General features: G+C 34.3%; 9 protein-coding genes. All 9 read left to right on the top strand.

Going from position 1 to position 13,300, the window contains the following annotated elements; all coding sequences use genetic code 11:
• Positions 1–10 precede the first annotated feature (10 nt).
• The 9 genes from AY601_RS14020 (at position 11) to AY601_RS13980 (ending at position 13,259) form a co-directional block, all read left to right on the top strand.
• A complete protein-coding gene (locus tag AY601_RS14020; RefSeq protein ID WP_068402151.1) occupies positions 11–1,633 on the top strand; it encodes an MBL fold metallo-hydrolase in 1,623 nt (540 codons plus the stop codon).
• Positions 1,634–1,713: 80 nt separating this feature from the next.
• Positions 1,714–3,378 carry a cyclic peptide export ABC transporter gene (locus AY601_RS14015; RefSeq protein ID WP_198163528.1) on the top strand — a complete coding sequence of 555 codons (1,665 nt, stop codon included), beginning with the start codon at positions 1,714–1,716 and terminating at the stop codon, positions 3,376–3,378.
• Between the two features lie 36 nt (positions 3,379–3,414).
• The gene (locus tag AY601_RS14010; RefSeq protein ID WP_068402147.1) at positions 3,415–4,155 is read left to right on the top strand and encodes a thioesterase II family protein; all 741 of its coding nucleotides are present in this window, start codon (positions 3,415–3,417) and stop codon (positions 4,153–4,155) included.
• Between the two features lie 109 nt (positions 4,156–4,264).
• Positions 4,265–5,437, top strand: a complete 1,173-nt coding sequence (locus tag AY601_RS14005) for a hypothetical protein (RefSeq protein ID WP_157287924.1) — start codon at positions 4,265–4,267, stop codon at positions 5,435–5,437.
• A gap of 18 nt (positions 5,438–5,455) precedes the next feature.
• Positions 5,456–6,613 (top strand): hypothetical protein, encoded by a 1,158-nt coding sequence (locus AY601_RS14000; RefSeq protein WP_068402144.1) that lies wholly within the window; start codon positions 5,456–5,458, stop codon positions 6,611–6,613.
• A 93-nt stretch (positions 6,614–6,706) separates the two neighbouring features.
• Complete coding sequence (locus AY601_RS13995; protein ID WP_068402142.1) at positions 6,707–9,130, top strand: penicillin acylase family protein; 2,424 nt, start codon at positions 6,707–6,709, stop codon at positions 9,128–9,130.
• Positions 9,131–9,136: 6 nt separating this feature from the next.
• On the top strand, positions 9,137–9,505 hold the full coding sequence (locus tag AY601_RS13990) for a hypothetical protein (RefSeq protein ID WP_068402140.1): 369 nt from the start codon (positions 9,137–9,139) through the stop codon (positions 9,503–9,505).
• Positions 9,506–9,961: 456 nt separating this feature from the next.
• On the top strand, positions 9,962–11,632 hold the full coding sequence (locus AY601_RS13985; protein WP_198163527.1) for an aminotransferase class III-fold pyridoxal phosphate-dependent enzyme: 1,671 nt from the start codon (positions 9,962–9,964) through the stop codon (positions 11,630–11,632).
• Positions 11,633–11,918: 286 nt separating this feature from the next.
• Complete coding sequence (locus tag AY601_RS13980) at positions 11,919–13,259, top strand: M56 family metallopeptidase (protein ID WP_068402136.1); 1,341 nt, start codon at positions 11,919–11,921, stop codon at positions 13,257–13,259.
• Positions 13,260–13,300 lie beyond the last annotated feature (41 nt).

Here is a 13,300-nt window from a genome sequence, read left to right as displayed (position 1 = left end):
AAAACAAATTATGAATCAGGAAAAATGGTATACTAAACCGAATTTAATTATTGAACCTTTGTATGACAGGTGGTACGCCTGGTCACATTTAATTTCTCCCGCTACTGCAGCAATGAATATTGTAGGCAGACATCTTAAAATTATGAGTTCTTATATTCAGTCGCCGCAAATACATGCTGCCGCAGTCAAGAACCCTAAAATGTTAGGTGGACCTTTCATGGATTATAAGATTAATCGGGTGGAAGATATTAAAAAACTTAAGGAAGCCACATTGCATAATCAGGAAAAACAAGTCTTATTGGCCGAAGCGATTAAGGAGCTGGATGATATGTTAAAAAAGAATGCTAAAGGCTACTCTCTTGAAGAGTTATATAGTAAAGTACCGGAGATTCTTAAGGGGTATGTAGAATTGACTTATGATTTGAATAATAATCCATCATTCAGATTTTTTGAATCACTACTATATAAGAGTGAATTTTATAATAAAAAATCTCAGAGTATAGCTTTATGGAATACAGATAATGATGAACGTCCATTTTGTCTAAGCACACCAAGACTTGATGAGCCAAACGTATTACATTTAAATATTCCTTTTGATAATGAGGCGATTGACCTGCTGAGCAGAATGAAAAGAGAAGGTGGGTCTAAAGATGATATCGCAGCCAGGTTAGGAATTGAGGAAAGGGATTTACCATTGTTTGATACTTTTTTTATGCAGGAAAAACAGCCAACATATCAAAAATATGATGGACCATATACCAGGATGCGATATTTTGGTCACGCTTGTATATTAATTGAAACCAAAGATGTAAGCATTCTCGTAGATCCTCTGATCAGTTATTATGGCTATCAGTCTAGTGTGGATCATTTTTCGGATATTGATCTTCCTGATACGATAGATTATGTGCTGATTACCCATAATCATCAGGATCATATCTTATTTGAAACATTACTTCCCCTACGTCATAAGATTAAGAATATTATTGTTCCCAGAACTACTTCGGGTGCATTACAGGATCCAAATTTGAAACTGGTTTTCAATAACGCTGGATTTAAGAATGTAATTGAGATAGATGAAATGGAAGAAATTCTGTTCGAAAATTGTACCGTGACTGGAATTCCGTTTACCGGCGAGCATAGTGACCTGAATATTCAATCAAAATCATGTTTTCATGTAGCTGTAAGTGGGTATACATTTTTCTTTGCTGCAGATTCAAGAATACTAGAACCTAAATTATATGAACATGTGCAGCGCGCTATTGGTGATGTGGATGTTATCTTTCTGGGGATGGAATGTGATGGTGCTCCACTTACCTGGTTGTACGGACCGCTGTTAACCGAAGATCTTGCAAGAGATAAAGATCAATCGAGGAGACTTGCTGGTTCCAATTTCGAAAAAGGAATACACCTGATCAATATGTTCAATCCAAAGGAGGCATATGTATATGCCATGGGACAAGAACCATGGTTAGAATTTATCAGTACTGTTAAGTATACGGATGAGTCTAACCCTATTGTTCAATCTAATATGCTAGTTCAGGAATGTCTGGATAGAGGAATTATCTCAGAAAGACTTTTTGGAGAGAAGGAAATTCTTTACAATCCGGCTTTGCAACTTGCTGAATCAATATAACTGCCAGTCTCTGACACCCCAGCCATTTGTGTATTCAATGCCTGTTGGTCTAAATCGGAAATCACCTAAAAAATATAAATGTGAAACAATTATTAAAGTTGGTTCTGCCTATTATTGGTAGAGCGGGGGCTGTTAAATATATATTACTGGGCATCGTGACAGGACTCTGCAGTTTCTTGTTTATCAATCAGGTTACAAAGGTAATTGGTCTGATGATCGGAGGTAGCCTTACAGTAATCAGTCGTGATTACATCATTATATTTGCTTCAATCATTCTGATTTATGTCTGGGCAAGAAGAACGCTATCACTTACCAGTATTAGTATATCTCTTAAAATTAGCTGGAGCCTGAGAAAACAGATTCTAAAATTGGTTATTAATGCTAATTATTATCAACTATCAGGTAGGATCACACATATCCAAACTGCAATATTGAATGATGTAGGCGCACTTACGAATGCCTCATTAAGTGTCATTGATTTTTCAATATCAGTAATACTAGCAGTGTCCTGTTTTGCATATCTCGCCTCTATTTCCTTTGTTTTATTTCTGATCACTTTTTTTGTAGCCATGTTAGGCATTGCTGTCTATTATTATTCTTCAAAAGCTAATATGAAAAGTTTGGAGAAAAGCCGCAAAATGGAAAATAAATTCCAGAATAATCTGAATGATATTTTGAACGGGTTTAAAGAAATATTTATGGATACAAAGAAAGGGGAGTTTATTTACAATGATAGGATTAGTACAAATGCAGAAGAATCATTTAAGCATAGTTTATCTGCAGGAACCGGATTTATAAATAACCAAATGACTGGTCAGATATTGTTTTATATTCTAATCTCGTCTGTACTCCTGATTTTTAGTTTTTTACTAGAGATTAAGCCGGCAAACGTAGTGACCTTTATTTTTTCATTGTTATATCTTTTAGGCTCTATCGAATCCATCATGGTGCAGTTGCCTTCTCTTATGCGGGCAAAGGTTGCTGCCGATCAACTGATGAACCTTAGAAAAGAATTAGAAGGTGTAAATGTAGTGATGAATCAGGTGAGCAATTCTGAATTTGGAGGCTCGTTCGAAGAATTGACTGTTAATGATCTTGAATTTGAATATAAAGGCGAACATTCATTCTTTAATATTGGGCCAATAAATTTGAGTATCAAACGGCAGGAAACCATTTTCATTTATGGAGGGAATGGAAGCGGGAAGACAACATTTATTCATACGCTGTTAGGCTTGTGCCCTCCAACGGCTGGGGAAATAAGATTAAATAACCATCTGTTGCAAGCTCAAAACTATCCTTTGTTCAAGCGTTATTTTTCAGTTGTTTTTAGTAATTTCTACCTGTTTGATGAAATTTTAGGATCAGAGAAACTAGATCTCGGTAAATGGGATTACTATCTGGCCTTATTTGAAATTGAGGATAAAGTAACCTTGCATGAACGATGTTTATCTACAGTTGATCTTTCTGCAGGACAACGAAAAAGACTTGCTCTTGTAGTGTGCCTGATGGAAAACAAACCGATATTGGTATTAGATGAATGGGCTGCAGATCAGGATCCATATTTCAGAAAGAAATTTTATACTATAATATTGCCTTTATTGAACGAAGCAGGATTTACCATTATTGCGATTACACATGATGATAAATATTATGGATATGGGAGTAAGCTTTTTAAAATGGATGAAGGTTATTTGAAAGAAGAAGACATAATGTCTTTTAGAGAATTGGGTTTTAGGAGCAATTAATTATACTGTATCAGATTGATACTAATTCTTTAAAATATGAAAAAAACACAATTGTTCATGTTACACTTCGCTGGTGGGAATCGTTATTCCTTTGAATTTATAAAACCATTATTAGGTGTTTTTGAAGTAGAAGTACTAGAGTTGCCAGGCAGAGGAGGACGAATGAATGAAAAATTAATTAAAGATTTTGAAACTGCTTCTTACGATATTTTTTCTCAATTGTCGGGAAAACTGGAATCACCAGATTTTCTTATCTACGGACACAGTATGGGGGCCTATTTAACCTTAAAAGTAGCAAGTATGCTCGAAAATAAAGGTACGCCACCGTTGGCAATTATTGTTAGTGGCAATATAGGGCCAACAACTAAACGTAATACTAATGTAATGCGACATACGATGGAAAAAGATCAGTTTATTACTGAACTTGAAAAACTTGGGGGTGTCCCTGATGAAATTATTAGTAATCCTGAATTCTTTAATTATTTCGAACCTATACTGAGGGCAGATTTTGAAATTGCAGAAAATAATGAGCTTGAATTTCATCTGCCAATTAACCTTCCAATTTTTGCAATAATGGGGAGCCAGGAAGATAGAGTAGCTGAAATTAATAATTGGGGTCGTTTTACAACCTCGGAATTTGATTCAGCAGTGCTTGAAGGTAACCATTTCTTTATTCACCATCATGCAAAAAAAATCGCATCAATTATTAAGACTTGCTACGGCAATGCAAAAAATAATTTCATGTTTCATGAAAACAGATCCCTACCTGAATCATAACCGGGACACTTTCAAAATATAACACACAGTGAAAAAATGGGTTTTCTGAGGTGGGTGATAATTCTATAACGTTATTAATTAACTGAATTTTAAAATAATCTATTTAATCATGATGAGTATTCACGATACTTTAAATATTTTAAGAAATAATAACAGTAAAAACTTCAATAATAAAATTGACAATATTCTGATGCTGGATGAAGAAAAGATGAATTTTATAGGAGACTGCTGTTTTAGATTTAATAAACTTAAATACATTGAGACCTTTATTGGAAACGCCAGTATCCATTTGAATTATACGGATCAAAGTAATCAGGAACTTTATGAATGTTTGTTGAAAAATAACCCACATGTCAACTCTCTGCAGAATCTGGAGTGGGACAAAATTGAGTTTGATAAGTATGATAAAATATTTTGCATCTCTTATAAAGAGGAAATCTTACTGGATTATCTGCATGTCAAGTACAGTACTTTATTCAATGAAGGTAAGTTCAACACTCAGATTTATTCAATTTCTGAGTTAGTACTAAAACCAGATAAAAGCAAAAAATATATATTCCCTGAATACCCTAATTTGATTGAATGCTTTAAAGATTTGGGGCCTGGTGAGCTTTATCTCTCTCAAGAAGAGAAAGATGTTGCAAATAAATGGCTTATGGAGAATGGATTGAAAGAAGGTGAACAATTATTTATTATGGTTGATTCTTCTTCAGCTAGAACTAAGCTATTGAACATATCGGTTTATTTTGAATTGCTCACAAATCTGTTGAGTACTGAGAATATTAAAATTTTAATTTTCGATGAAGGTAACATCGGTAAAGATGTTTTTTACAGAGAATGGCTAGGAGATAAAAACATGTCAAAAATGATTTTTTCAAAAGGATTTAGCTTACGAAAGAACCTAGCTCTTCTCGGTTCAAGATTCACCAAAATGATATTTGGTCCTTGTACAGGTATTATGCATTGTTCTTCAAGTATTTATAATAACTATCTAAGTAATGGGATGAATATTGAAGATGTGCCTTTAATGGTCACATATACAGGTGTTTATGGTATTGAAAATATGAATGCAGATTTCTGGTGGGGAAGTTCTCCATTGATCAACTGTCTTCTTCTTAAGCAAAATGGTGATAAGAAGGAAATTATGCTACTGGAGGATATGAATGACGAAGAAAGAAAACATATTGATTCGCTGGCTTGCGCAGAATATAGTACAACACAACTAATCAACTTCGTACGGAATCGTCTTAGCTTAAAGGCTGAAACAAAGATTTCCGTCTAATCAGCTAAAAATACTAGAATGAAAGATTTTACAGATACGCTTTCAAAAATCGAAGCCAATACCTCCTTGTTTAAAAAGAATAGTTTAGATAATATACTTGTTCTGTTTGACGAAGAGATTAAATTACTTGGTGATTGTTGTGTGATTTTTGATAAGTTCAGGCATTTAAAAACATTTTTTAATGCCCAATATGTTGATTTAAATTTCACGCAATGGAAAAATAGAAGGTTTGTCGAAAGCTTGCTTTTCAATAATAGTTATGTAAATAAAATTGCTTATGATAATTGGGAGGATATTAATTTTGAGAAGTATCAGATGATCATCTTTGTATCTTATGAGGAAGAGAAGTTGATTCACTTCCTGCATGATAAGTATAGAGATCAAATTAAATATGGCTCCTGGGAAATTGCAATTACTTCGGTCTCAACAATTATATTAAAACCCCTGGAAAATGAATCCTATGTGTTTCCTGTTAACAGGGCTTTAAATGACTTTGTGAATTTAAGACGAAGAACCGAGCTGTATTTAACTGAAAGGGAAGAGCGTTGGGCAAATGAATGGCTCAGAGCCAAGGGGGTTGAAAAAGCTGAAGAATTGATTATAATGGTAGATTCTTCAGCTGTTAAAAGTAAACTACTCAAGGTAGAAACATATTTTGAAATCTTAAAAGGGATACTCAAAAGGGGTAAGACCAAGGTACTTATTTTCGATGAACGTAATACCGGAAAAGAAGATTTTTACAGAGATTGGCTGGGAAAACAGGCTTTGGAAAAAATTATCTTTTCAAAGAGTCTGACGCTCCGACAGGATTTGAGTTTGTTGGGCGCAGCTCAGGTTAAAATGATCTTTGGACCATGTAGTGGTCTGATGCATTGTGCATCAAGTATCTATAACAACTATGTAATTCGTGGAAAAAAACATCAGAATGATCTTAGAATTATAGTTTATACTGGATGGTATGGAAATGTAAGTTATAACTTAAACTTATGGTGGGGAGAATCACCTTTAGTTGACTGTCTTGTATTGAAAGAATATGGTGACGACAGGAAGATATTTACTTTAATTGAATTACCTGTTGAAGAGAGAGACATTGTAAACCGGCTACCATGTAGCGCTTATACGAAAGACATACTTCTTGACTACCTTAATAACAAGCTTAATTTTTATACGAGTTAAAATGGTTTTTTCAATGAAATTCTCATGAAATGATAGTTTCCAAAAAAGCCCCCCTTGTGGAGGGCATCGCCGATAAAAAACAAATATATTCTAATGAAAAAAAACAACTTCAATTTTATATTTCCTCTGGTTGCTTTAGGCATTCTAATTTTTGCTTTATCCACTTCATTTTTTAAATACCCCCCACTGGGTAAGCTTCTAGACCCATTTATTGGTGTTGTGCAGAATGAAAGAGATGAAAGTCTGGAGACTGATCAGATGATTCACACGGGCTCCCTGTTTAAAGATTCAGTTAAGATCTATTTTGATAAGCGTAAGGTACCACATATTTATGCGAAGAATATGGAAGATCTTTATCAAGCTCAGGGTTACATTACTGCAAGTCTGAGGCTTTGGCAAATGGATTTTATAAGTTATAGTGCTGCTGGTCGGTTATCAGAAATATTTAAAGATGGATTTGTTGATTATGATCGGAAACAAAGAAGGATTGGTATGTTGTCTGCTGCGAAGGCATCGCTGACTTTAATGGAAAAAGATCCGGAAACAAAAATGGTACTGTCTGCTTATACTAGGGGAGTTAACGCTTTTATAAATAATTTGGGAAACCGACTGCTTCCACTTGAATATAAATTGCTTGATTATAAACCTGAGCAGTGGACGAATTTGAAAACGGCTTTGATTATGAAGAATATGTCTGGTATGTTATCTGGATATGAAGAGGATTTAAATATAACTAACCTGATACTGGCACTGGGTGAGGAAAAATTTAATATGCTGTTCCCAGGTATGAATCAACATATTAGTCCATTAATTAATGATAGCCTGATTAAAAATAATCAAGCGCTAAGCTATATTCATAAACCTGCATATCTTGATTATTCTTTTATTTCTAGCAGTTCTATCATAGCTAAGAGTGATTATGACCCGAGGTTAGGTAGTAACAGTTGGGTAGTATCGGGAAAGAAAACTGTTTCCGGGCATCCAATACTGTGTAATGATCCTCATTTAGGATTATCTCTACCTGCAACCTGGATCGAAATGCAGCTTTCAGCACCAGGCATTAATGTATATGGAGTGACTGTGCCGGGTGCTCCGGCAATTATCATAGGTTTTAATAATAATATAGCGTGGGGAATTACAAATGGGAGTGATGATGTCAAAGATTGGTATAAATTGAAAATCACTGATAATTATAAAAGCTATGAATTCGATGGGAAATGGTTAAAACTGGACTATCATGTGGAACCTATTAAGATCAGAGATCAGAAGACATTGAATGATACTATATACCATACTTTGCATGGCCCTGTCGTAAGTGATAGAAAGTATACAGCATCACAACCTGATCTTGTAAACTATGCATTAAGATGGCAGTTGCAAATGCCATCTAACGACATTCTAGCCTATATTAAACTGAATAAAGCCAATGGTTATAATGACTACAAAAAAGCAATCAGATATTATACAAGTAATATTTTGAATTTTACTTTCGCTTCTAAAGAAAATGATATAGCGGTTGTTCATCAGGGTAATCTTCCGGTAAAATGGAGTGGCCAGGGGATGTTTCTTCTGGATGGTACAAAAAGTACACATTTATATGAAAAGTATATTCCGTATGATAGTCTGCCACAGGTACTCAATCCATTATCTCAGTTTATTATCTCTGCTAATCAACATCCCACCAATAGTCATTATGCTTATTATTATAATGGATATTTCGTGGAAAACAGGGCACAACGGATTAAACAATTGTTAAGCTCAGAAAAGGCTTTTGACATCGAAAAGATGAAACAGATACAGTTAGATAATACAAGCGCTTTTGCATTAGAAGCCTTGCCGGTTTTACTCCGTATAGTTAACCGGGGGAAGTTATCTAATGACGAGCTTAACACTATTCATGATTTATCCAAATGGAAGGGGACCTATGCATTAGAGGATAAAAATGCCGGATTTTTTTATTTATGGTGGAATCATATTAAAGATTATACATGGGATGAGTTAAAAGCTTACTCATTTAATTCAAAAGTGCCCGACGATCATATTTTACTCGACCTTCTTCAAAAAGACCCGCAGAATTTATATTTTGATATAGTTAGTACTTCAGCAAGGGAGGATGGGAATATTGTGGTTAGAAATGCTTTCAACGCAGCCTTGAAGGAATATAATTTGGAGAAAAAGAAAGGAAGTATTACTTGGGGTGACCATAATCATGTCAATATCAATCATATGTTGAAGATTGATCAGTTAAGTGATCAAAAACTGGTATCCGCTGGATATCCAGAAACAATTAATGCAATTTCTTCGACCTGGGGTCCTTCCTGGAGAATGATTGTAGAGCTTGGTGATCGTCCAAAAGCCTATGGAATTTATCCAGGAGGGCAATCCGGAAATTCTGGAGTGAAATACTATAATGATTTTGTGAAAGATTGGAATAAGGAGGTCTACTATCCTTTAAATTTTTACCTGTCTATAGGTGAAGCCAGTGCTCCCGGTAATGTATGCTGGAATTTAAAATAATTAACAATGAATAAGAAACATTTTATTAAAACAGTAGCTATGATCGTCGTTGCGATTGCAGGGACAAAGTTAATACAGGTATTTCCATGGTGGACCTTTGTTATTCCAATATTTATAATAGGAATTTTTATCAGTCTTAAAAAATGGGTAGTTCCATGTTTTGCCGTTGGCTTTATAACGGGATTTTTAATCTGGGTTTTCGCTAACCTTTATTTTCACTTCAGTTCAGATAGACTTTTAGCAATAAGGTTTGGTGCTGTTTATACTTCCTATGCATTGTTGTTTTCTGGAATAATAGGGGGATTAATGAGTGGCTTATCACTATATATCGGCAAATTAATGGTCATCGATAACAAATCTGGTTTTAAACTATAAAATATGAACAATAATTTTCACTCATTCCTAAAAGCCGATCAACGCATATTAGACCACATTGAAAAAAGAGTGATTGAAAAGTCTCCGAGCTTTCTCTCTCCATTGAATATGATGATGAAAGAAGATGTGCAGGTTGCATACATGCTGAATGAAATATTAAATCAGTTTAGAAAGCAGGCGCAATATCACAGTTTTTTTTGCAATTCTCATTTCGAAGCAGTACATGGAGCTATTAAACTAGCACGGCATTTCATAAGGCAGGAAAAAAAACATGATTACGACGGCCGGGTCCTGGTTTTTGATGCTGAAGATTATTACCAGGATTATTTTAGTCAATGGGCAGTATCTGGTGAAAATGAATTATTACCTGGAGTACTAACAATGACAGATTTTGAAAATTTCCTTATAGAAATTAAAAAGGGGGAGATCCTGATTGTGATCTGTTCAGTTACTGAAATGCCCGGGGATAAATATCGTTTATTTTCTGATGTCTGTAAACAACATGGCATTATCTCGATACTTGATTTATCCCGTATAAAAAAAATAAATGCGGAAGGATTACTTGAATCTGTAATAGAAAACTTTGATATTGTTGCTTGGGGAGAAGTTTTTACGAATTTCCAAGTTCCGTTCGGTGCTTTTTCTACTAAGCATGAAATATTCAAAGTCTGGAACAATATTTCCCATTGTTCAACCCATTCATCAACTTTTGGTGGTAACGGCATGGTACTTTCTTATGTAAAAGATTGTATGGAAGGGATGTTTCCGGTTTTTAAAAAATCGGAGAAGTACAAAGAGGTTTTGGATAAGATTGAAATATCCGTTGAATTCAGACAACAAGTTTCTAGAAACCACTTGAATGCATTCACAACCATGCAATTTTCAGTAATTCATCCGTATCTCTATTTCGATAAGGCTGAAGGAGCATTTCTTCAACCAGGAAACGATCAGAATGAACATCTTAAATTAGATTGTGTTGGTGGAAGTGGATGTAATACTCTTGGACATAATAGGTCTGATATCCTATTGCAGATTGTAAAAAAACACGATGATGATGTGGATTATTTAAACCTATTAAACAAAAAGGTTACTGAAGCTACTGGTTTGGAAAGGTTATTACAGGGTGTAAGTGGTGCGTCAGCTGTTGAAGCAGGTATTACATTGGCTTTAATGGCTAACCCTGGTAAAAAGAAGATTCTGATTTTTAGTGGTAATTTTGGTGGGAAAACGTTGGTTTCATTAAATTCTACGAGTGGAAATCATGAGTTTTTCAAACCTTTATATGAACATGTAATTGAGTTTAATGCAAATCAGCCAAATGCCCGTGATGAATTAAGAAAGATTTTAACATCAGGTGAGATTGCCTTGGTTTGGATGGAAATTATACAAGGACGTTCCTTAAGGTCATTAGAAAAGAGTCTTCTTGATCTGGTGAATTTGCATAAAACTGATTATAAATATCTTATTGGTGCAGATGAAATTCTAAATGGGATATATAGGACAGGTGATTTTCTAAGCTTTAATAGCCATTTATTACAACCTGATATTATCACTTTTGCGAAAGCGTTTAGTGGAATGATCTTGCCAGTTTCATTTACTGCTATTTCTGAGGAGGTTTATCAGAATGCAAAAATAAAAAATGGTAATCTCGTTAATAAGTTAGAAAGATTATATGTGAATCAGTTAACTGCCCATATAGCTATTAAATTTTTAGAGGCAATTGAAAAGGAAAATATTAAAGACAACATTCAAAGAAGTACAGATATACTTATTGCTGGTTTCCCAGCAATAATCCAGCAATCACCTTTGCTTTCCGGGGTAGATGCTTTTGGACTGCATCTGAGGATCAATCTCGCGATACAAAAATTTCCATTTAGCTATTTGGGATATGAACGCTCGAATGCTGTATTAACCTATTTGTTTTACACCAAAGCAAATATCTTTTGTCTTTTTGGCAGATTGCTGCCTCCTCTAAATATTAGGGAGAGCGAAATAAACCATATCTTACAAGGGTTTTCGAAGGTTTTTTCCTACCATCCGCTTTATTTTTTTTGGATCGGATTAAAGCAAAATCAGGCAAAGAGATGGAAACTTTTTAAAATGAAATTTACAACTAAAATTTTTTAGGATTTCTTTTAAATTACATGAAAGCTCTTTTTATCTTATAAGGGTACTGTTTTCTTAACTATAAGATGTGTTTTATAGCCAAGTATTGAATTTTTTTTATGCGATCTGGAAAATAATAATTGTTTCCCCCTTGTTTCGTACGAAAAAATTCTTACCTTTAAATTGTCATCATTAAGATGTTAAAGACCTTCATTGTTGACCTTACCAGATATTAGGATAAACATTTTCATTTGTGGTGAGATGATTTTAGTTAAATTTAAAGAGGATACTCAATAAATCTTTGGATATGAAATTAGGTTATGTAGATTTTGAATTAAATGATCAGATCATTCAGGCGGTAGGGAATACAATTTTGCATTCAGTTTGGCAGGGAGCTATTTTGGGTGTTTTAATCGGCTGCCTAGCCATTTTTGGCAAAAAACTTTCATCGAACTTACGTTATACTATTTTAGTCGGATTATTATTTATAGCTGGATTTGTTACTTGTGTAACTTTTATTGCTCAGCTGGATAATTCTACAGACGAAAGTGAAGGGTTGATTGGATATATAAAAGAAGTAACGCCCATACGTGAAAATGGTTTTGAAACAGAGTTACATTATGCTGGCGCAAATAAGTCTATCGATTTTTCAGGTCTTATATTGCATTATTTCAAGGTGTATAAAAAAAATGTTGTACTCTTTTGGTTCTTTATAGTCTGTGCAAAAAGTGTGCAGCTGATGATGGGGATCAACAGTATATATCATCTTCGGAAAAAAAAGATTTATGCCGTTGAGAAATACTGGCAAGGAAAAATCAAACAACTGTGCAGCGAAATGAATATTAAACAAGCTGTCAGCCTATTTGAGTCGGAGCTTGCTAAAGTCCCTATGGTAATAGGTCATTTTAAACCTTTTATTCTTATTCCTATCGGACTGGTTAATGCACTGAGTGAAGATAAAGTTGAAGCTGTGCTGATACATGAGCTTGCTCATATTCGTAGAAATGATTTTTTAGTCAATATTTTACAAACTTTGATGGAAGTGATGTTTTTCTTTAATCCAGCCATTCTATGGGTTTCTGCATTAATCAAAGTTGAACGGGAAAATTGTTGCGATGATATTACGATTAAACAGACTAATAATAAAATTAATTATATACAGGCCATAGTCAGCTGTAAAGAATATCAGGCTCCAGTTCCTGCTTTGAGTATGGCTTTCAAAAGGAATAGTGCTGAACTTTTGAACAGGGTAAAAAGATTGGCTGGGGTTCCTGATTCTTCTTTGAAAAATATAGAACGAATCATATTGACCTTATGTTTGCTAAGTACTTTATTAGTTACGATGGCATTTTCAGTGAAAACATCAATTAATACAGAAGATAGTCATCAGCTGTTTATTTCCAAAAGCTCTCCGTTAGCATACCGGGGTAATAATGTAGAGCGTGTTTCAGCTAAAGAATTAATTGCCGAATTAATGCATAGAGGGTTGATTAAAAACAAGAATAACTTTAAAGTCCGTCTTACGAATGAAGGATTATTTATCGATGGAATAAAACAGTCTAAAACGCTTCATAAACGAGTGATGCAAATGTATGTCAAGGACCCCAATCGAAAATTGAGCTTTACGAAATCCGTTTCTATAGACTAATTAATATTTGATTTTCAATTTGCTTACCTATCAAAAATGGG

It is taken from the genome of Pedobacter cryoconitis (genome assembly GCF_001590605.1).
GTDB lineage: Bacteria > Bacteroidota > Bacteroidia > Sphingobacteriales > Sphingobacteriaceae > Pedobacter > Pedobacter cryoconitis_A.
This window is presented reverse-complemented; position numbering and strand designations above follow the sequence as displayed.